The sequence below is a fragment of the Streptomyces sp. NPDC048269 genome (assembly GCF_040652395.1).
Lineage (GTDB): Bacteria > Actinomycetota > Actinomycetes > Streptomycetales > Streptomycetaceae > Streptomyces.
The window spans coordinates 56,765-76,413 of sequence record NZ_JBEZLW010000017.1 but is presented as its reverse complement, the minus strand read 5'-3'; the positions used below and the strand labels follow the sequence as shown (position 1 = coordinate 76,413).

The following is a 19,649-nucleotide window of genomic DNA, read 5'->3' as shown; positions in this document are numbered from 1 at the left end:
GGCCGGCGCCCCCGGGGGGTGACAGGCAGGGGTCGGACGGGATAGGCATCGGTGCCATGGACACCGAAAGCGCCGCACCCGAACCGCTCCCCCTGACCGGCATCACCGTCGTCGCCGTCGAACAGGCGGTCTCGGCCCCCTTCGCCACCCGCCAGCTCGCCGACCTCGGCGCCCGGGTGATCAAGGTAGAGCGCCCCGACGGCGGCGACTTCGCGCGCGCCTACGACACCGCCGCGCACGGACTCGCCTCGCATTTCGTGTGGGCCAACCGCGGCAAGGAGTCGATCGCGCTCGACCTGAAGGACCCGCGCGGCCGGGAGGTCCTGCACGGCCTGCTCACCGGCGCCGACGTGTTCGTGCAGAACCTCGCGCAGGGCGCCGCCGCCCGGCTCGGGCTCGACTCGGCAGCACTGTGCGCGCGTTACCCGCGGCTGGTCGCCGTGGACGTGTCCGGCTACGGCGCCGAGGGGCCGTACTCCCACAAGCGGGCCTACGACATGCTCGTGCAGTGCGAGGCGGGCCTGGTCTCGGTGACCGGCACGCCGGAGCAGCCCGTGAAGGCGGGGATCCCGGCGGCGGACATCGCGGCGGCCATGTACGCCTTCTCGGGGGTCCTCGCCGCCCTGCTGCGCCGCGGGGTCACCGGGCGCGGGGGCAGGGTGGAGGTGTCCATGCTGGACGCGCTCGCCGAGTGGATGGGGCATCCGCTGCACCACACGATGCACGGCGGGGAGCAGCCCGTGCGCACCGGCCTCGCGCACGCCGTGATCGCACCCTACGACGCCTACGCGACGGCCGACGGCGACCGGGTGCTGCTGTCCGTGCAGAACGACCGGGAATGGCGGCGGCTCGCGCAACAGGTGCTGGAGCGACCGGAGTTGGCCGAGGACCCGGCGTACGCGACGAACGCGGCACGCACCGCCAACCGGGAGAAGACCGACGCGGTGGTGGCGGAGGCACTGGGCCGCCTGCGCGCGGACGAGGCGATCGGCCGGCTGGAGGCGGCGGGCATCGCGTGCGCACGGCTGAACTCGGTGGCCCAGCTGGCCGCGCATCCGCAGCTGGCGGCCCGGGACCGCTGGCGCGAGGTGGGATCACCGGCCGGTCCGCTGCGGGCCCTGCTTCCGCCGATCGGGCTGCCGGGCGGCGCGGGACCGCACATGGGTGCGGTGCCCGCGCTGGGCGAACACACCGAGGCCCTGCTGCGCGCCCTGGGGATGACGGGCGCGCAGGTCTCGGAACTGCGCCGGGACGGTGTGGTCGCGTAGGACCGGGGGCCGGGGCCGGGGACGGAACGACTGTGGTGCGGGAGGACAGTTACGAGCGGCGGCTGCCGAAGAGCGTGCGACGCAGACGGCGCAGCGGCGCGAAGAGCGAGACGCGCGCGCTCCGGCTCCGCAGGCGGTGCGTGTGGTCGCGGGAGGTGAGCTCGCGCATCAGCAGCGTCGCCTCGGCGGTCTCCCCGTGCGGGACGGCGGGTCCGCCCAGCACGGCGAGATGGCGGTCGAGGCGCGAACTGGTCGCGTTGCTGCCGCAGGTGATGGCAGGCACGCGAGGCGGCCTGCTGCGCATTGCTATCTGTTCCATGTTCTCTCCCCACCCGTACGAGGGCACCCGGCCCGGGCAGGTTAACCCTATCGTCCCCGCGTCGCGCTCGGGTATCCCGGTGGTGTGAATTACCCCTACTCCTACGGGGAGTTGACGATTACTCAGCGGAGTCGGCCGTCACTCTCCGCACAGGCGCGCCGGGCGGGCGGAGCCTCGCGCGAGTCGCGCCGTGACAGGGGCCACATCGTGCGCACTGCGCTAACTTGGAGTGATCACCTCGTGGCACATGGGCGCGCACGAACACACATGAGGGGCTCGCGTGAGTGGGAATGTGGCCGGCGTGGACGGGGAATCGAGCCCCGATCGTGTCATCGCGGGCCGGTACCGGCTCCTGGAGCCCCTCGGCCGCGGCGGGATGGGCATCGTGTGGCGGGCCCGGGACGAGGTACTGGCGCGCGAGGTCGCCGTCAAGGAGGTACGGGCGCCCGCCGGAATCGAGCCCGCCGAACTGCAGCGGATGTACCGGCGGCTGGAGCGGGAAGCCTGGGCGGCGGCCCGGGTCTCGCACCGCGGGGTCGTCACGGTCTACGACGTGGCCTCCGAGGACGGCCGGCCGTGGATCGTGATGGAGCTGGTGCACGGGCTCACGCTGGCCGACGTACTGGAGGCGGAGGGCCCGCTGACCCCGCAGCGCGCCGCGCACCTCGGGGAACAGGTGCTCACGGCGCTGCGCTCCGCGCACGAGGCGGGGGTGCTGCACCGGGACGTGAAGCCCGGGAACGTACTGATCGCCAATGACGGCCGGGTGGTGCTGAGCGATTTCGGGATCGCGAGCCTGGAGGGGTCCTCGGCCATCACCATGCCCGGCGAGGTGATCGGCTCTCCCGAATACTTGGCGCCGGAGCGGGCGCTGGGGCGCGAACCGGGTCCCGAGTCGGACCTGTGGTCGCTCGGGGTCATGCTGTACGCGGCCGTCGAGGGGGTTTCGCCGTTCCGGCGGGAGACTCCGCTGGGCACGCTGCGGGCCGTGGTCGACGAGGAGATGCCGCCGCCGCGCCGGGCCGGGCCGCTGGAGCCCGTACTGGAGGGGCTGCTGCGCAAGGACCCGGCAGAGAGGCTGCCCGCGTCGGAGGCGGCCCGGATGCTGCGGGTGGTGGGCACGGGCGGGGCCGTACGGGCATCCGGCGGGCCGGTGTCGGGGCCTGATTCGCCGACGGCCGCCGTGCGGCACCACGACCACCGGCAGGAGCCGCGGCGGTCGCCGTACGGCGAACCCGCGCCGACGGTGCCGGCTCCCACGACGGTGCCGGCTCCCGCGGCGGCGCCGCGCGACGGCCGGGCCGGGGTGCTGCTCACGGCCGGGATCGTCGTGCTGCTGCTGGCGCTGGCCGCGCTGGGGTGGTTGCTGCTGAAGGAGCGGGAGGGCGGGGACGGCGACAGCGGAGGCGTCGGCCCGACCGGCCCTCCGACGAGCGCCCAGGCGGTCACCACTCCCGCATCGGCGGGCCCGTCCGCATCGGCGTCGGCATCGCCGGCCCCCGGGCAGCACGTGTCCGTGTACGTCGACACCGTGCGCGCCTCGTACAGCGGCAGTTGCCCGCCGCCGCCGGAGCGCGCGCCCGCCTTCACCGCCACCGTCGAGGTGGAGCGCACTCCGGCTCGGCTGGAATACCGCTGGGCCACGCGGAGCGGGAAGACCTCCGGCCCGGGCTGGCAGGCCGTCACGTACGAGGAGGGCGGGCCGAGGAGCCGGCGGCTGGAGCACACCGAACTCTCGCACGTGCCGGACGCGACGTTCCAGGACGCGGTCCGACTGGAGGTACGGGGGCCCGCGGAGGTGGCGACCCAGTGGGTGGCCACCTCCGTGACCTGCGAGGAGGAGTCCCCGACGAGCGGGGCCCCCTCCCCTGGCGCCAGTACGTCACCGACTCCGCCGACGGCGGAGCCCTCGGTCAGTTCCTAGTCCCTCAGGCGGCGTTGGTGAAGACCGGCAGGTAGCCGCCGGACTGTCCGGCCGCGGTCGGGTGGTACGACTCGCCGATGTTCAGCCAGTTGACACTGTGCAGCCACGCGTCGCCGGAGCAGATCTCGTGGCCCGTGAAGGCGCCGGCGACCGAGGCGAAGGTGAAGCCGTGGTCGGCGGCGCGTTTGGCGATGGCGGCGTTGAGGTGATCGGCCGCGCCGTTGATGGCGGAACGTTCGCCCTCGGTCAGGCCGGTGGCGCAGGTGCCGTTCAGCTTGTAGAAGCGGGGGTAGCCGACCACGACGACGTGGGCGTTCGGCGAACGGCTGTCGATGGCGTTGTAGACCTGGTCGAGCTGGCCGGGGAGGGTGGAGTCCACGTAGGCCTTGGCCTGGTTGACGCGGCTGACGCAGGTGGACTCGGACTGGAGCACACAGGTCGTCATGACGTCCGAGAATCCGGCGTCGTTGCCGCCGATGGTGATGCTGACCAGGTCGGTGCCGGAGTTCAGCGGGCCGAGCTGGCCGGAGAGGACATCACCCGTACGGGCGCCCGAGCAGGCGGCGAAGGAGAAGGTCTGCGGGGAGTGGGCGGCGGCCCACAGGGCCGGATAGGCGCGGGTGGTGCGCTTGCAGGCGCCGCTGGCGCCGTCGTAGTTTCCGGCGCCGACGCCGGAGGAGTACGAGTCGCCGAGGGCGACGTAGCCGAAGTCGGCCTGGGCGGCGGCGGCTGCCTGGCCCGCGCCGAACAGGGCGGCGCCCGCGGCGAGTAAGAGGGACGAGGCGAGGGCGCCGAGGCGCGGGAGTCTCATGCTCATGTGTGCGGCTCCTTGTGGGGGTTACTCCTGAGTCCGTGGTACAAGGAGCCGGGCCTGGCTGGAAGTGTTCATGCCAAGAATATTCGGAGCGGAGTTGCGGCCCGAATCTTCACTCCCGATGCGTTTGAAGAGGGAACCCGGCCACCCGATCCGGCGAAACACGGGTGCATGAGGGCAACTCGTGCCGGATCATGGGCGCCATGCCAGCCAACCCGCATGACGCGCTGCCGATCCGGCTCAACGTCGACGACAGCGACTCGCCGTCGGATGTCGTCGACGCGCTGTTCCTCGGCCGGTTCGCGTCCGGCGAGCAGCCGTTCTCGCACAGCGTGTCGATCGACCGGGTCAGGCAGGGGGTCACCCTGCTGCCGCCCGGGGCCAGTGTGTTGCGCTCGGCGCGGGACAGCGACCGCAGCGCCATGCTCGCCGAGGGCGAGGGCTGGACCATGCTCATCTCCCGCTGGAGCCGGGGCGCGGACGTCACCGTGACGGCGGTCAGCGACGAACTCGCCGCCGGTGTGCTGGGCAGGGCCACGGAGGGGGCGCAGGACGACCCCGAGCCGCAGCCGGAGAACGTCACGATGGGCTTCTGGTACGTCTCCCCGCGCCGCGGCCCGTACCGGACGACCCGCCAGATCGCGGCCGGCACCTGGGCCGAAGTGCGGCCCAATTACACGGCTCCGGTGGCCGCAGCGATGGACCGGCTGATGAAGGTGACCCCCGACGACATCGCGGGCCGGCTGCTCCTGCTGCACGGCCCGCCGGGGACGGGCAAGACCTCGGCGCTGCGCACGCTGGCCCGGTCGTGGCGGGACTGGTGCCAGGTGGACTGCGTCCTGGACCCGGAGCGGCTGTTCAACGACGTGGGTTACCTGATGGACATCGCGATCGGCGAGGAGGAGGGCACGGCGAAGGGCCGGTGGCGGCTGCTGCTGCTGGAGGACTGCGACGAGCTGATCCGCGGCGAGGCCCGGCACACCGCCGGGCAGGCGCTGTCCCGGCTCCTCAACCTGACGGACGGTCTGCTGGGCCAGGGCCGCAACGTCCTGGTCGGTGTCACGACCAACGAGGACCTCGAACGCCTCCACCCCGCCGTGGTCCGCCCCGGACGGTGCCTGGCCCGCATCGAGGTGGGCCGGCTGACCCACCGGGAGGCGGTGGACTGGCTGGGCACGGACGAGGGCGTCTCCCGCGAGGGAGCCAGCCTGGCCGAACTCTTCGCCCTCCGCCGGGGCACGGGGCCGGCGGCCGTGCTCCCGCCGCAGCCGCACTCGTCCGAGGCCGGGCTCTACCTGTAACGGCGTCGCCTGCGGCCGGGCCTCCCGGCGCTCCGCCCCAGACCCGCACCTCAAGCGCCGACGAGCCGGGTGGTGTCCCGCCGGCCCGGCATCGCCCTGCGGGCACCGTCACACCGGCAGACGGCATCAGCCCATTCCAGCGCGCCGGCGCTTGAGGCGACCTTTCAGCCTCGCCGGCGCTTGAGGCGCGGGGCGCTAGGCGGATCCCCGGTCCCCCAGCCACGCCGGCGCTCGAGGCGCGGGTTCCGGGGCAGAGCCCCAGCAGACGGGCTGCGGGCGGCTAGGGGGCGGCGTACCGGGCCCGGAGGGCTTCGGCGGCGGCCGACAGAGCTTCGGCTTCGGTCAGGCCCAGGCGACGGGCCCGGTCGGCGAACGCCTGCGCGGCGGCCGCGGCCTCGCGGGAGGCACCCTCCGCCGCCGCGACGAACGTACCGTTCCGGCCCCGCGTCTCGATCACCCCGTCCGCCTCCAGCGCCCGGTACGCCTTCGCGACGGTATTGGCGGCGAGCCCCAGCTCCTCCGCCAGCCCGCGCACCGTCGGCAGCTTGAAGCCCGCCGGCAGCTTCCCCGACCGGGCCCGGTCGGCGATCTGCGCGCGCAGCTGTTCGTACGGGGCGGGCGAGCCCGTCGAGCCGTCGATGGTGATCTTCAGGTTTGTCGAGGTCACGCGGCCGATTGTCCCCCATCGTCGGATAATTGGGAGGCGCCCGACCGGAGTCCGCCCGTACCGTCGGCCGCATGACCGTCCTCATCCGTGATCTCCGATCGAGCGGGCCCGGCCGAGCAGATGACGCGGAGTCCGTCGTCCGGGTGCGCCGCTCGGCCCTGCCCTTCCTCATCACCACGACCGAGGGCGTGGCCTTCGAGCTGTCCTGCGCCCACCCGGACGCGCACTACCGCCTCCTCGTCGCCCAGACCGAGGAGGGACGCGTCATCGGCACCGCCCAGGTCGGCATCGCCTACGACAGCCCCGAGCCCGGTCACTCGTACGTCAACGCGTACGTCGACCCCGCGCACCGCGGCCTCGGCGCCGGCCGCCTGCTGCTCGCCGCGGCCGAGGAGCACCTCGCCGCCCACGGCGCGGTGGACACGTACGCCTGGGTCCTCGACGAGCCCGCCCACCGCGCCTTCGCCGAGCGGCGCGGCTACCGGCCCAGCCGGTCCGCGCACTTCCTGCGCCTGGACCTGGCGGCGGCCACGCTGCCCCCGCTCCCGGACACCCTCCCGGCCGGGGTCGAGCTGCGTCCCGGCTCCGCCTTCGCCGCCGACCCGCGTCCGCTCTTCGAGGCCGACGCGGAGACGACCGCAGACGAACCGGGCGACGTGGGCATCGAGTTGGACGACTACGAGGACTGGCTGAGCCACACCTGGAACGACCCGTCCCTGGACAAGGAGCTGACCACCGTCGTCCTCCTCGACGGCGCGGTGGCCGCCTTCAGCGCCGCTCGGACCGACGGCGCCACCCGCTACGGCTCGGCGATGACCGGCACCCTGCGCGCCTTCCGCGGCCGCGGCCTGGCCAAGCTCGCCAAGACGGCGTCCCTGCACCGGGCCCGCGCGGCCGGGTACACGGAGGCCTTCACGGGCAACGACGCCGGCAACGGCCCGATGCTCGCCATCAACACCTGGTTCGGATACGAGATCTGCGCGACCGAGACGCGCTACACGAAGAGGCTGGAGACCGAGTGACCGAGCAGCTTACCGTCGTCCTGACCAAGGCGGGGCGCGTCAAGATCCGCTACCCGGCGGCGCGGGTCGCCGACGACGGCGACCGCATCTCCGTACGCGCCCCGTGGGCGGCCGAGGGCGTACGGGACTTCGGCTTCGTCCGCTTCGAGCCGGGCGACGTGTTCGTCGAGCACTTCTGGCGGACCCGCTGGTACGCGGTCAAGGAGGTGTGGACCGGCGACGGGGTCCTCAAGGGCTGGTACTGCGACGTCACCCGCCCGGCCGTGGTGCGCAGCGGGGAGATCCACGTGGAGGACCTGGACCTCGACCTGTGGGTCTCGGCTGACGGGTCCTCGGTGCTGCGCCTGGACGAGGACGAGTTCGCGGAGAGCGGGCTCACCACGAGCGACCCCGAGGCGGCCGCCCAGGCCGTACGGGCCCTCGACACCCTGGACGACCAGGCCCGGACCACGGCGGGCCTGCCCGCACTCCTGGCGTAGGCCGGCCCCGCGCAACCCGCTTTGTGGGCCACACCGGTCATCGTCCCGGGCCGTTCGGGGGACGTGGGGCCGTCTTCGGGGCTGTCCCCGCCCGAAGGGGGATCCGTTGTTCCGGCGCGGGCGCTCAGGTGGCCTCCGCCGGAGACAACAGCGGGAAAGGCCGTCGGGCGTTCCGCGCTGCACTGAGACAGGAGAAGACGGATGCTCGAGCAAGCACGTCGGTGGGCGACGGCGGCGACGGTGGCGGGGGCGGTCGGCCTGGTCGGGGCGATCCCGGCCACGGCCGCCGGCACGGACACCGGCGACGACCATCCCACCCCAGTGAACTGCTTCCAGAACCCGCTGGCCCTGCAGCCCGCGATCGACGGCGCCGCCACCGGGGATACGCTGCTGGTGAACGGGACCTGTGTCGGCCCCTTCACCTTCTCCGTCGACAAGAACCTGACCGTGACCGGTCAGAAGTACGCGACCCTGAACGGCAACCGGGCCGGCTCGACCGTCACCGTCGAGCCGGGCGTCCGGTTGCAGCTGTCCCACCTGACCGTCGTCAACGGCACCGGTACCGTCACCGAGCCCGCCGCCGCCATCCCCGGACCCCTCGGCGGCGGCATCCTCAACCGGGGCACGCTGACGCTGACCAAGTCCACGGTGGCCGGCAACCAGGCCAACAACGGCGGCGGCATCCTCAACGAGGCCGGCGCCACGTTGAACCTGATCCGCTCGGTGGTGGCCCACAACACCGCGACGGACAGCGGCGGCGGCATCCTCAACCAGGGCACGTTGTCGCTCTCCGAATCCACGCTGAACGACAACAGCGCTGCCAACGGCGGTGGCCTCGCCAACTTCGGCTCCGCGACGCTGTCCCGCTCCAAGGTGCGCGACAACTGGGCTGACAACGGCGCCGGCATCAGCAACGCCGACGCGCTGACGCTGAACCACGCCACGGTGACCCGCAACACGGCCTCCGAACAGGGCGGCGGCATCCGCACCGACGGCGGCACCGTGAACCTGACCGAGTCCGAGGTGCGCCGCAACACCGCGAACGGCGGCACCGGCAGCGGCGGCGGCATCCGCAACAACGGCGGCACCGTGACGCTGGACAGCTCCACGGTGCGCGACAACCACCCGGACAACTGCGCCCCGCCCGGCAGCGTCACCGGATGCACGGGCTGACCTGCCGTACCTTCGCGCACTTCCCCGTTTCCTGAGCGGCTTCTTACCCCTGCCTTAAGCGGACCCTAAGGATCCGCTGCCGGGGCCCGAACCCGGCGGAACCCGCGGTTCGGGGGGCTAGCTTGGCTGAGCCAGGACAGGAAGGGCCCGATGTGGCGCCGCCGGGGGGCGGCGCCACGCCACGGGCCGATTCCGATTCCGCTGGCGCACCCCTGCCTTGCGCCCGAAGGAGATCCACCCATGCCCGCACGCCGCACCGCCGTCCGTATCGCCGCTGTCGGATTCGCCCCGCTCGCGGTGGCCGCGTACGCCGCCGCTCCCGCGGCCGCCCACGGCTCGATGACGGACCCGGTCAGCCGGGTGGCGGCCTGCTACGCGGAGGGGCCTGAGTCCCCACGGTCCGCGGCGTGCAAGGCCGCGGTCGCGGCCGGCGGGGCGCAGGCGTTCTACGACTGGAACGCGGTGAACATCGCCAACGCGGCCGGGAACCACCGGGCGTTGATCCCGAACGGCCAGCTGTGCTCGGCCGGCAACGACAAGTACCAGGGCCTGGACCTGGCGCGCGCCGACTGGCCCGCGAGCCCGATGACGGCGGGCGCGCACACCTTCCGCTACAAGGGGACCGCACCCCACAAGGGTTCCTTCGAGCTGTACGTGACGAAGGACGGGTACGACCCGGCGAAGCCGCTGAAGTGGTCCGACCTGGAGCCCGCGCCGTTCGCCAAGGCCACCGACCCGGGGATGCAGAACGGGGACTACGTGTTCTCCGGCACGGTTCCGAACAAGTCCGGCCGCCACCTGATCTACAGCATCTGGCAGCGCTCGGACAGCCCGGAGGCCTTCTACACCTGCTCGGACGTCGTCTTCGGGAAGGACAACGGCGGCAGCGGCGGTTCGGACCCGAAGCCGAGCACCAAGCCGAGCACCAAGCCCAGCACCAAGCCGAGTGCCGAGCCGAGTGCCGAGCCGAGTGCCGAGCCGAGTGCCGAACCCGGCGACGCAAAGCCGTCCGACGCGCCCTCGGCCCCGACGGACCAGCAGATCGCCGCCGGCGCCGACAAGTCCACCGTGGAGCACAACGGCCACGGCGACAACGACCCGAAGACGAACGGGAACGCGGCCGCCGCCCCGGTCTCCTCGACGCCGTCCGCGCCGGATCCCCACCTCGCGGAGACGGGCGGCAGCAGCGCCACCCCGACGCTCGCGATCGCCGGGGCCGGCGTCCTGGCCGTCGGTGCGGCCGTGCTGTTCGGGCTGGCCCGCCGTCGTGCGACCGGGGGCACCTCCCAGCGGTAGCCGGGGGAGACGTCGGGCCGCCCGGACGACACAGCTGGGTCGTGTCGTCAAAGCCCGTCCGGCTGGCGGGCGGCCGACGCTACTTCGACGACACTCCCTGGTTCACACCTGCGCGGCCCCGTGCGCGTCAGTCGAAGACCGACGCGCACGTGGTCCGTTCGGCGTGTGCCGGGTCGAGGGCGTTCAGCGCCTCGTGCCAGGCGATCCGGTCCGTGAGACCGATGGCTACGTGCTCCGAGAGGTCCAGGAGGCACAGGTCCTGGAGCACGACGTTCTTCACGTTCGGCCCGTCCAGGAACGCGCTCCGGTACGGGGTCACCACCTCGTCGTACTTGGTCGCGATCACCGTGTACTTCACCCCGGGCACGGTGTCCCCGCCCTCGTTCAGCTTGTTCTGGAAGGCGGATCCGGCGATCTGGTCGGCGAGGCCCGGGGTCGTGCCGCTGATCAGGTCCTCGGCCCCGGGGAAGTACGGGAGCAGTTGGGTGAGGCCGAGCAGTGTGGTGCCGTGGTTGTCGGGGGCGAGCCCGACGAGCGCGTTGACCTTGGCGGCGCCGCCGAGGAACTTCAGGTAGTAGCGCGGCATCATGCCGCCCTGTGAGTGTCCGACGATGTCCGTCTTGGCGGAGCCGGTGGCGGCGAGCACCTTGTCGACGAAGACGTCGAGCTGGCTGGCGGACTTGTCGATGGGTCCGAGCCCGTTGAAGAAGGGCACGCCGGGCAGTTGCCCGTAGTCGAGCGAGTAGACGCAGTACCCGCGGTGCACGAGGTACGGCGCGAGGCCGAGCCAGTTGTCGACGGAGTTTCCGAAGGTGCCGTGCACGAGCACGACGGGGCGCGGGTGCGCGGCGGACGGCTTGCAGGACCAGTTGTTCCATCCGCTGCTGGGTGCGGACGCGGCCTGCGCTGCGCCGGTGGGGGCGACGAGCGCGGCGGCGGTGAGGGTGAGGACGGCCAGCGGGCGGAGCAGGCGTCTCCAGGGCAGCATCGTGTGATCTCCTTGCGGCTCGACTCAAGGGGATGGAGCGTGGGGGTTCGTCCCGTGATCCGGATCACAAGGGGAGCTGCTGCCGCTAAATTACGGGTGAGTAGCAACACAGGGAAGTTACGCGTCGGTAAAAACTCGCGTGTCGTCCGGTCCTCAGCCGGTATGCCGCCGGAACCCCGTCACGCCGCGAGCGTGCCGCGGGCGATGGCGTGCGGCCCGAAGCGGGCACGGACGCGGTCCGTGACGGCTTCCAGGCGGCGGGCCTTGTCGTCCTCGGGGTCCAGACTGAGCTGCCGCGTGGCCCGTTCGGCCGGGGTCAGGTCCTCGGCACGCAGGGACAGCGTGCGGACCCGGGCCCGCTGCAGGCCCAGCCCGGCGTACAAGGCGTAGGCCGTGGCGGTCAAGGTGGCGGAGTGCGCGGTGGGTTCGGCCAGGGTGCGGGTCCGGGTGAGCGTGGTGCGGTCGGCGCAGCGGACGGTGAGCGAGAGCGTGCGGCAGACCTGCCCCGCGCCCTGTTCTTGTGTACGAAGGGTACGGAGCTTCGCGCCGAGCTCCTCCGTCAGCGAGAGCAGAGCCCGCCGGTGCCGTACGGGATCCAGCTCGTCCCGTTCGAAGGTCCGCTCGGCGGCGATGGCGCGGGCGGCCGCGCCCGGCCGGACGGGGGTCCGGTCGATCCCGAGGGCGCGCTCCTGCACCTCGCGGCCGAGCCGGGCGCCGAGGATCCGCCGCAGGGCGGCGGGCGGTGCGGCGGCGACCCGGCCGACGGAGTCGAGGCCGTAGGAGCACAGGGTGCGGGCGGCCTTGGGGCCGACCCCGTCGAGGGCGGTGACGGGCTTGCCGGCCAGGAATTCCCGTACGGCTACGGGCTCGTCGGGGATCACCAGGGTCGCCCCGGGCCGGGCCTCGCGGGCCGCCGCGCGGGCCAGCATGGGGTTGCCGGCCACGCCGACGGCGGCGTCCACGCCGTGCAGGGCGAGGGACCGGACCCGGATCACGGCGGCCAGCCCGGCGGCGTCGCAGCCGAAGTACCGCAGCGCGGCCCGGACGTCGGCGAGGGCCGCGTCGGGCGGCAGGGCCTGCACGGCCGGGGTGATCCCGCCGAGCAGCGCGAGCACCCCGGCGTACGCGTCCGCCCCGAGCGGACCGCCGTCGGCGGGGTGCAGCCGCAGGCACATCACGGTGCTCATCCCGCGCTCCCCGGGCTGGAGTGCCACAGCTTGCGTCCGGTCGCGGCGCCGGTGCCCGGCGGCTGGAGGTCGGCCCAGGGGTTCATCTCGTACCCCGTGGACAGCTGGATGCGACGGCCGGAGTCCGGGGGGCCGGGCGTGGTGGGCAGCGGCTCCGCCAGCCGGGCGGCGACCGCGTCCAGCCCTCCGGCCGCCCGCAGTTCCACCAGCTCGGCCAGGTTCCAGGCCGCCGTCCCGACCACGCTCAGGCTCCGCGGGCCCCGTCGCTGCACGACGCCCCGCACCAGCAGCAGGAAGGAGTGGAAGACGGTGTGCGCGCAGGCCTCGTGGCTGTCGTCGAAGAAGGCCAGGTCGACCAGGCCCGTCCCGTCGTCCAGCGTGGTGAAGATGACCCGCCTCCCGGACCGGATCGGCGGGGTCTGGGTGGCCGCCTTGGCCCCGGCGACCAGGACCGTCTGCCCGTGTCCGGCGTCCCGCAGCCGCCGCGCCGCGATCACCCCGAGCTCGGCCAGGAAGGCGTGGTGGTCCGCCATCAGGTGCCGCGAGGCGTCCATACCGAGGACGCCCAGCTCGGCGCTGAGCCGTTCCGCGTCGGTCAGGTCGGGCAGCCCGACAGAGGCGGTGAACATGCCGCCTTCCAGGGGGAGTTGAGGACCGCGTACGCCTGCTGCCCGCTGCGCGCCGTGCAGTTCGGTCAAGTGCAGCAAGAGGTCGCGCCGGTTGGCGCCGAAGGCGTCCAACGCCCCGACCTGCGCGAGGCGTTCGGCCACCGGGCGGCCCGGATGCGCCCGGTCCCAGAAGTCGCGCAGGGAGGCGTACGGCTGTCCGGCCTCGATCCGGCCCGCTTCGGCCTCGCTGATGCCGTGGACGTCGGACAGCCCGAGCCGCAGCCCCCACACCCCGGACGTACCGGACACCAGTTCGATACGGTGGGCGGCCGCCGACCGGTTCACGTCCAGCGGCAGCACCGGCACGCCCCGACGCCGCGCGTCCGCCAGCAGCAGCCGCTTCGGGTACATCCCCGGATCGTGGGTCAGCAGCCCGGCGTAGAAGGCTGCCGGGTGGTGCGCCTTCAGCCACGCGGACTGGTAGGTGGGCACCGCGAAGGCCACGGCGTGCGCCTTGCAGAAGCCGTAACTGCCGAAGGCCTCCACGATCTCCCAGGTCCGGCCGATCACCTCCACCGGATAGCCCCGCTCGCCCGCCTTCGCCGCGAACCAGACCTTGATCCGCCCCTGCGACTGCGGGTCGGACAGCCCGCGCCGCACCCGGTCCGCCTCGTCCCGCCCGCAGCCGGTCATGACGTTCACGATCTCGATGATCTGCTCGTGGAAGACCACCACCCCGTACGTCTCGCGCAGCGCGTCGGCCAGGTCCGGGTGCGGGAAGCGCACCGGGGCCCGCCCGTGCCGGGCCTCGATGAACGGCCGCACCATGTCGGCGGCCACCGGCCCCGGCCGGAAGAGGGAGATGTCGACGACCAGGTCGTGGAAGGTGGCCGGCTGGAGCCGCCCCACCAGGTCGCGCTGGCCCGGGGACTCGATCTGGAAGCAGCCCAGCGTCTCCGCCGAGCGGATCAGCTCGTACGTGGCCCGGTCGCCCGGCGGCACCTGCGCCGGGTCGTCCAGGTCGAGCTCCTCCCCCGTGCCGCGCCGGATCTCCGCGACGGCGTGCGCCATCGCGGACTGCATCCGTACGCCCAGCACGTCGAGTTTGAGCAGCCCGAGATCCTCCACGTCGTCCTTGTCGAACTGGGACATCGGGAAGCCCTCGCCGCTGGTGGGCACCACGGGGGTGCGGGCGAGCAGCGAGGCGTCGGAGAGCAGCACCCCGCACGGGTGCATGGCGATCCCGCGCGGCAGCGCGTCGAGAGATTCGACGAGCTCCCACAGCCTGCCGTACGACTCCCCCCGTACGCCGCGCAGTTCCGGGAGTTCCTCCAGCGCGGCGCGTGCGTCGCGGGCCCGGATGTGCGGGAAGGCCTTGGCGAGCCGGTCGGTGACGGCCGGGGCCATGGACAGGGCGGCGCCGACGTCGCGGATGGCGTGCCGGACCCGGTAGGTCTCGGGCATGGAGACGGTGGCGACGCGTTCGGCGCCGAACCGGCCGATGATCCGCCGGTAGACCTCCAGCCGTCGGGCGGACTCCACGTCGATGTCGATGTCGGGCAGGACGCGCCGGCGCTTGGACAGGAAGCGCTCCATCAGCAGGCCGTGCGCGACGGGGTCGGCGTGCGCGATGCCGAGCAGGTGGTTGACGAGGGAGCCGGCGCCGGAGCCGCGTGCGGCCACGCGGATACCCATCGCCCGTACGTCGTCCACCACTTGAGCGACCGTCAGGAAGTACGAGGCGTAGCCGTGGTAGGCGATGATGTCGAGCTCGTGGTGCATCCGCTCCCAGTACGCGGGGTCGTCCGCGTAGCCGCGCAGCACCATGCCCGCCGAGGCGCGGGAGGCGAGGACCCGCTGGGCGCTGCGGTGGGCCGCGCCGACGAGGCGGGCCTCGGGGAAGTGCACGGATCCCATGCCGAGGTCGTCCTCGGGGTCCACCGCGCAGGCCTCGGCGGTACGCCGGGTCTCGGCGAGGAGGCGCCGCGCGTCGGCGGGGCGCAGGCCGGCGGCCTGGGCGATCCGGTCGGCGGCCTCGGCCATGGCACCGGGGTCCTTGAGCCAGCGTTCGCCGCCGTCGAGGGAGGCGCGGGGGTCGATGGGGACCAGGCGGCGGGCCGCGTCGAGGATGTCGGCGACCGGGCCCTGGCCGGGGTCGGCGTAGCGGACGGCGTTGGTCAGCACGGCCGGGACGCCCTGCTCGGCGGCGAAGCCGACGGTACGGGCGGCCAGCCGGAGCGAGCCGGGTCCGGTGCCGGTGCGGCCGTGGTGGACGGCCTCCAGGCGCAGGGAGTCGCCGAAGACCTCCCGCCAGGGCGCGAGCAGCCGGGCGGCCCGGTCGGGGCGGCCCGCGGCGAGCGCCCGCCCCGTCTCGGAGCCGGGCCCGAGCAGCACGAAGACGCCCTCGCCGCGCAGGGCGCTCCAGGGCAGCACCGGCTGCCGTCCCGCGTCCCCGTCCCTCGCATGGGCGGCGGTGACCATCCGGCACAGTTCGGCCCATCCGGCGGCCCCGTCGCGAGCGAGGAACACCGCGCGGGGAGCGGACTCGTCGATGAAGGCCCCGCCCTTGACGGGGTTGCGCCGCCGGTACGAGGCCTCGGTGGGCCCCGTCGAGCCCGTCGGCCCCGCCGCCCGGGACCCGGCCGGGCCCCCCGACCCGGCCGAGCCCGCGGCGGGCGGCCCGGCGAGCGACACGGCAGGAGAAACGGCCAGGTCCACCCCGAACAGCGGCCGGATGCCGGCCTTCGCGGACGCCTTCGCGAACCGGACCGCACCCGCCAGGGTGTCGCGGTCGGTCAGGGCGAGGGCGTCCATGCCCCGCTCGGCGGCACGCTCCGCCAGTCGTTCCGGGTGCGAGCCTCCGTAGCGCATGGAGAACCCCGAAACGGTGTGCAGATGCGTAAAACCAGGCACCCGCGGCCTCCTGCTTCGCTCGATGAACCTCCCCCCGTCTTCCACCATAGAGCAATTCGAATATCCGTGCGAAACGCTTGTTCGATCAGCCGAAACGGCGTCTGGCCGGTCGCGTCCGTCCTGGTCATACGCCACCGGGCCCCGTGGCCATCGCCGTCCATCCGCCGCCGGTCATCCGTTCGGCCCACCCCTGCTGCGTCCCGCCCCCGGCACGCCGAGCGTGTGAGACATGACCCAGCCCACCCAGAGCACCGGCCCAGGTCCGTCCGGCGGTTTCCTCGCCGAGTTCAAGGACGCCGTGACCACCCGGGCAGCGTTGCTGGTCCTGGGGGTGCTGGCGCTCCAGCTCGCCTTCATCACCTCGTACATCGGCGCCTTCCACCACCCGAAGCCCAGCGAGATCCCGATCGCCGTGACCGCCCCCCTCGCGCAGGTCGCCGAACGGTCCGCGGAGCAGCTCGCCGCCCTGCCCGGCAAGCCGCTCGACCCCCGTACGGCCGAGGACGAGGCCGCCGCGGTCCGTCTGATCAGGAACCGGGACGTGGACGGCGCGCTGATCATCGACCCGGCCGGCCGGACCGACAGACTGCTGGTGGCCTCCGGTGGCGGAGCCGCCCTCTCCCAGGCCCTCGAAGCGGTGGTCGGCGCGGCCGAGAAGGCCCAGGGGCGGACCGTCCAGGTCACCGACGTGGCCCCGGCCTACCAGGGCGACAGCCGCGGCCTGAGCGCCTTCTACCTGGTCGTCGGCTGGTGCGTGGGCGGCTACCTGTGCGCCGCGATCCTCGCGATCAGCGCGGGCGCCAGGCCCGCGAACTCCGCCCGCGCCGTCATCCGGCTCGGCGCGCTGCTCGTGTACGCGATCACCGCCGGACTGCTCGGCGCGGTCATCGCCGGCCCGGTCCTGGACGCGCTGCCCGGCTCCCTCATGGGCCTGTGGGGGCTGGGGACCCTGGTCGTCTTCGCGGTCGGCGCGATCACGCTGGCCTTCCAGGGGCTGGCGGGCGTGATCGGCATCGGTCTCGCGATCCTGCTGGTCGTGGTGCTCGGCAACCCGAGCGCGGGCGGCGCCTACCCGTACCCGCTGCTGCCGCCGTTCTGGAGGACCATCGGCCCGGCCCTGCCGCCGGGCGCCGGTACGTACGCCGCGCGCTCCGTCGCGTACTTCAGGGGCAACGGCGCGGGCGGCCCGATGCTGGTGCTGGCCGGCTGGGCGGTGGCCGGCTCGGCGGTCACACTGGCCTGCGCCGTTTTCCGCAGGGGCCGCCCGGGCGCCGCCGTGGGCAGCGGACTCCCGGACGACGCGCCCTCCGTACCCCGCTTCGCGGACGGGGCCACTGACGCCCGGTGAAGACCCCGGGCTTCCGAGTCCACCCCTTCGAGGCGCGTCGGCATCTTTCAGCCGCGATCGGGGCGCGGGGGCCGGGGGGAAGCCCCAGGTCTTGAGCCGCCGGCGTTGAGGCCGGGGCAGGGTTGCGCCCGGGGAGGCTCCCCACAGCGATCAGGCGCGGTGGACGACCTCGCCCCCCACCGCCACTTGAGGGGGCCCACCCGCAGCCGGTCCCCCGCGTACCTGCGGGCGGTTTCGGCGAACGCGTCCAGGTCGGCCCCGCCCGTGCCGCGCGGGTGGAACAGCGCCGCGACGATCCGCGAGCGCAGCCGCCCCTCCGTCCGGGCCCGTTCGTAGAGCTCCAGGTCGTCGAGGGAGTTCTGCGGCTCCACCACCGTGGTGATGCCGAAGCCGATCGCGTCGTCGAGGCTCTTCGCGAGCCGTCCGTACTGCCGGTCCGGCGAGGCCCACGGCACGCCCAGTTCGCGCAGTGCCCGGTGGCGCGGACCGCGCCCGCGCCCTGGAGCGGGCCCGCTCGGCGGCGGCCCTGCTCGTCCCCCGCACGTAGCGCGAGGGCCCGCCCGGCGCTCGCCGCACCGGGCGGTCCCCGCTTCCGCAACCGGCCTGCCGGCCCGGCTTTTGTCACCTGCGGCGCCTCTTCGACCGGCGCGGCCGCCGCCTCGCACGGGGGCTTCCCGTTTGGAAGCCGCGCTTGCCGCGTGCGCCGCCCCGTTCCCCCGAGGGCGAGCCCCCGCCCACGAGTCGGGCAGGGGCTCACGATCGTGCCGAAAACAAACCGGACGGGTCTCCCCACCGGCCTCGGGATCAGTACACGCTGACCCCGTACGCGTTGAGGGCCTCGACCACCGGCTGGAAGTAGGTGGTCCCGCCCGAGGAGCAGTTGCCGCTGCCGCCGGAGGTGAGGCCGACCGCACGGGTGCCCGAGTAGAGGGGGCCGCCGCTGTCGCCGGGTTCGGCGCAGACGTTGGTCTTGATCATGCCGTAGACGACGTCGCCCCCGCCGTAGTTGACGGTGGCGTTGAGTCCGGTCACCGAGCCGCTGTGGGTGCCGGTGGTGGAGCCTCGCCGGGTCACGGACATGCCGTTCGTGGCGTTGACGGCGCTGGTGATGTCCTGGCTGCCGACGGTGCCGGGGTGGGCGAGCGAGGTGTTGTCGTAGCGGATGAGGCCGTAGTCGTTGGTGGGGAAGCTGGAGCCCACGGTCGCGCCGATCGTGGTGGTGTGGGAGGAGTTGGTCCACCAGGTGCCCGCGCCGTCGGTGCAGTGCCCGGCGGTGAGGATGTAATAGGTGCTACCGCTGCGCACGTTGAAGCCGAGCGAGCAGCGCCAGCTCGACGCGTAGATCGCGTCGCCGCCGGAGATCAGCTTGGTCAGCTTGCCCGGGGTGCGCTCGATGCGCAGGGCCCCGGCGTCGGCTCCGGCCTCGCGCTTGATTCTCGCGAGGTCGGCGGCGGAGACGGTGGAGTCGGCGGTGACCACGAGGGTCCCGGTGGCGGGGTCGGTGTGCCAGGCGGTGCCGGCGACGTCGGCGCGCAGGACGGACGCACCGGCCGAGGCCAGCCGGGCCGGGCTGTACCGGCCGTCCTGTGCGTCCGCGTTCGCCACGGTGGGGGCGGCGAGCGCTGCGACGGCGGCCAGGCCGGTGGCCACCGCGAGCAGCCTGGTACGGGTGATGCTCTTGATCCTCACTTCTCGTCCTCCGAGAGGGTCGGGGGCCCGGCGGTCGTGGGGGTGCCGGAGCCCGTGAGGCGCAGTCGGGGCACGGGAAGTGCACGTTTTTGCGCCGTGTCCCTGACAAGCACTGTCGGGAGTGTGGGGGTGTCAGTTACCGGTCGCAAGGGCGCCTTTCAGCCGCCGCTCGCCCGCCGGGCACCTGGACGGTCCGTCCTGGCCGTAGGGCCGCGAGCACCCCGGCAGCACGAGGGCCTGATCCTACGGAACGGCCTCGATGCCGGCGCAGGCCCGGCGGACCCCGGCTGCGGGATCGCAGGCGCGTACCGCCCGCTTCCCTTCCCGCCGGAACACGACGCGTCGGCTCTCCCCCGCGGAGAGCCGGGACCGCAAGGACGGGACCCCGTCGGCGGAGAGTGCGGCGTCACCGCTCAACGGCTCGCCGTCGAGACGAACGGCGTCCTCCGCGGCGGCGGTCAGCACCAGCCCGGCGCCGTTCGCACGCCGGCGCCCCGGAACGGCCGGAATTCGCCCTTCCGGGGTCATCGGCCGGCCAGTGGGTGGCGGGCGGCGCGAGGGGGGCGTAGGCAGCGGACACGCCGGCCACCCGGCACTCGGGCCGATTCCGCCGGCCGGTGGACGGATCGTCTGCGTCATCGCTCATCCCGCTC

The 19,649-nt window shown here is 73.6% G+C and carries 17 protein-coding genes; 8 read left to right on the top strand and 9 right to left on the bottom strand.

The genetic code is table 11. From position 1 onward, the window contains the following. Positions 1-56 precede the first annotated feature (56 nt). On the top strand, positions 57-1,268 hold the full coding sequence (locus AB0D48_RS20360; RefSeq protein WP_362398418.1) for a CaiB/BaiF CoA-transferase family protein: 1,212 nt from the start codon (positions 57-59) through the stop codon (positions 1,266-1,268). A 49-nt stretch (positions 1,269-1,317) separates the two neighbouring features. Here AB0D48_RS20360 and AB0D48_RS20355 read toward each other — a convergent pair whose 3' ends face one another. Then, complete coding sequence (locus tag AB0D48_RS20355) at positions 1,318-1,587, bottom strand: hypothetical protein (protein ID WP_362398416.1); 270 nt, start codon at positions 1,585-1,587, stop codon at positions 1,318-1,320. 280 nt (positions 1,588-1,867) lie between these two features. Between AB0D48_RS20355 and AB0D48_RS20350 the strand changes: the two genes are divergently transcribed. Further along, on the top strand, positions 1,868-3,511 hold the full coding sequence (locus tag AB0D48_RS20350; protein ID WP_362398413.1) for a protein kinase: 1,644 nt from the start codon (positions 1,868-1,870) through the stop codon (positions 3,509-3,511). A 4-nt stretch (positions 3,512-3,515) separates the two neighbouring features. Here AB0D48_RS20350 and AB0D48_RS20345 read toward each other — a convergent pair whose 3' ends face one another. After that, entirely contained in the window at positions 3,516-4,322 is an 807-nt protein-coding gene (locus AB0D48_RS20345) for an SGNH/GDSL hydrolase family protein (protein ID WP_362398591.1), read from the bottom strand. A gap of 206 nt (positions 4,323-4,528) precedes the next feature. Here AB0D48_RS20345 and AB0D48_RS20340 point away from each other — a divergent pair, with 206 nt between their 5' ends. Next, positions 4,529-5,626, top strand: coding sequence for a DUF5925 domain-containing protein (locus AB0D48_RS20340; protein ID WP_362398410.1), 1,098 nt, complete (start codon positions 4,529-4,531; stop codon positions 5,624-5,626). Positions 5,627-5,906: 280 nt separating this feature from the next. Here AB0D48_RS20340 and AB0D48_RS20335 read toward each other — a convergent pair whose 3' ends face one another. Then, the gene (locus AB0D48_RS20335) at positions 5,907-6,293 is read right to left on the bottom strand and encodes a GntR family transcriptional regulator (RefSeq protein WP_362398407.1); all 387 of its coding nucleotides are present in this window, start codon (positions 6,291-6,293) and stop codon (positions 5,907-5,909) included. Positions 6,294-6,364: 71 nt separating this feature from the next. Between AB0D48_RS20335 and AB0D48_RS20330 the strand changes: the two genes are divergently transcribed. The 4 genes from AB0D48_RS20330 to AB0D48_RS20315 all read left to right on the top strand — a co-directional run bounded on the left by AB0D48_RS20330 (position 6,365) and on the right by AB0D48_RS20315 (position 10,263). Continuing rightward, entirely contained in the window at positions 6,365-7,315 is a 951-nt protein-coding gene (locus AB0D48_RS20330; RefSeq protein WP_362398404.1) for a GNAT family N-acetyltransferase, read from the top strand. Next, the gene (locus tag AB0D48_RS20325; protein ID WP_362398401.1) at positions 7,312-7,794 is read left to right on the top strand and encodes a DUF402 domain-containing protein; all 483 of its coding nucleotides are present in this window, start codon (positions 7,312-7,314) and stop codon (positions 7,792-7,794) included. Before AB0D48_RS20330 ends, AB0D48_RS20325 begins: the two co-directional genes overlap by 4 nt. Positions 7,795-7,995: 201 nt before the next feature. Further along, on the top strand, positions 7,996-8,967 hold the full coding sequence (locus AB0D48_RS20320; RefSeq protein ID WP_362398398.1) for a hypothetical protein: 972 nt from the start codon (positions 7,996-7,998) through the stop codon (positions 8,965-8,967). Between the two features lie 240 nt (positions 8,968-9,207). Next, a complete protein-coding gene (locus AB0D48_RS20315) occupies positions 9,208-10,263 on the top strand; it encodes a lytic polysaccharide monooxygenase (RefSeq protein ID WP_362398395.1) in 1,056 nt (351 codons plus the stop codon). A 127-nt stretch (positions 10,264-10,390) separates the two neighbouring features. Here the strand turns inward: AB0D48_RS20315 and AB0D48_RS20310 are convergent, their stop codons facing one another. The 3 genes from AB0D48_RS20310 to AB0D48_RS20300 form a co-directional block, all read right to left on the bottom strand. Further along, complete coding sequence (locus tag AB0D48_RS20310) at positions 10,391-11,251, bottom strand: alpha/beta fold hydrolase (protein ID WP_362398392.1); 861 nt, start codon at positions 11,249-11,251, stop codon at positions 10,391-10,393. Between the two features lie 179 nt (positions 11,252-11,430). After that, positions 11,431-12,438, bottom strand: coding sequence for a hypothetical protein (locus AB0D48_RS20305; RefSeq protein ID WP_362398389.1), 1,008 nt, complete (start codon positions 12,436-12,438; stop codon positions 11,431-11,433). Then, entirely contained in the window at positions 12,435-15,959 is a 3,525-nt protein-coding gene (locus AB0D48_RS20300) for a DNA polymerase III subunit alpha (RefSeq protein WP_362398386.1), read from the bottom strand. Before AB0D48_RS20300 ends, AB0D48_RS20305 begins: the two co-directional genes overlap by 4 nt. A 229-nt stretch (positions 15,960-16,188) precedes the next feature. Between AB0D48_RS20300 and AB0D48_RS20295 the strand changes: the two genes are divergently transcribed. Further along, positions 16,189-17,307, top strand: coding sequence for a DUF3533 domain-containing protein (locus AB0D48_RS20295; protein ID WP_362398383.1), 1,119 nt, complete (start codon positions 16,189-16,191; stop codon positions 17,305-17,307). 47 nt (positions 17,308-17,354) lie between these two features. Here AB0D48_RS20295 and AB0D48_RS20290 read toward each other — a convergent pair whose 3' ends face one another. The 3 genes from AB0D48_RS20290 to AB0D48_RS20280 form a co-directional block, all read right to left on the bottom strand. Continuing rightward, entirely contained in the window at positions 17,355-17,762 is a 408-nt protein-coding gene (locus AB0D48_RS20290) for a hypothetical protein (RefSeq protein ID WP_362398380.1), read from the bottom strand. 349 nt (positions 17,763-18,111) lie between these two features. Then, positions 18,112-18,996: a S1 family peptidase gene (locus AB0D48_RS20285; RefSeq protein ID WP_362398378.1), complete on the bottom strand. Its 885-nt coding sequence runs from the start codon at positions 18,994-18,996 to the stop codon at positions 18,112-18,114. Positions 18,997-19,239: 243 nt separating this feature from the next. Further along, positions 19,240-19,524: a hypothetical protein gene (locus AB0D48_RS20280; RefSeq protein WP_362398375.1), complete on the bottom strand. Its 285-nt coding sequence runs from the start codon at positions 19,522-19,524 to the stop codon at positions 19,240-19,242. Between the last annotated feature and the right edge of the window lie 125 nt (positions 19,525-19,649).

Excerpts from the sequence above, each read along its gene's own strand:
- AB0D48_RS20360 (WP_362398418.1), top strand. The coding sequence starts at position 57 with ATGGACACCGAAAGCGCCGCACCCGAACCGCTCCCCCTGACCGGCATC.
- AB0D48_RS20355 (WP_362398416.1), bottom strand. The coding sequence starts at position 1,587 with ATGGAACAGATAGCAATGCGCAGCAGGCCGCCTCGCGTGCCTGCCATC.
- AB0D48_RS20345 (WP_362398591.1), bottom strand. The coding sequence starts at position 4,322 with ATGAGACTCCCGCGCCTCGGCGCCCTCGCCTCGTCCCTCTTACTCGCC.
- AB0D48_RS20340 (WP_362398410.1), top strand. The coding sequence starts at position 4,529 with ATGCCAGCCAACCCGCATGACGCGCTGCCGATCCGGCTCAACGTCGAC.
- AB0D48_RS20330 (WP_362398404.1), top strand. The coding sequence starts at position 6,365 with ATGACCGTCCTCATCCGTGATCTCCGATCGAGCGGGCCCGGCCGAGCA.
- AB0D48_RS20320 (WP_362398398.1), top strand. The coding sequence starts at position 7,996 with ATGCTCGAGCAAGCACGTCGGTGGGCGACGGCGGCGACGGTGGCGGGG.
- AB0D48_RS20315 (WP_362398395.1), top strand. The coding sequence starts at position 9,208 with ATGCCCGCACGCCGCACCGCCGTCCGTATCGCCGCTGTCGGATTCGCC.
- AB0D48_RS20310 (WP_362398392.1), bottom strand. The coding sequence starts at position 11,251 with ATGCTGCCCTGGAGACGCCTGCTCCGCCCGCTGGCCGTCCTCACCCTC.
- AB0D48_RS20305 (WP_362398389.1), bottom strand. The coding sequence starts at position 12,438 with ATGAGCACCGTGATGTGCCTGCGGCTGCACCCCGCCGACGGCGGTCCG.
- AB0D48_RS20295 (WP_362398383.1), top strand. The coding sequence starts at position 16,189 with ATGACCCAGCCCACCCAGAGCACCGGCCCAGGTCCGTCCGGCGGTTTC.
- AB0D48_RS20280 (WP_362398375.1), bottom strand. The coding sequence starts at position 19,524 with ATGACCCCGGAAGGGCGAATTCCGGCCGTTCCGGGGCGCCGGCGTGCG.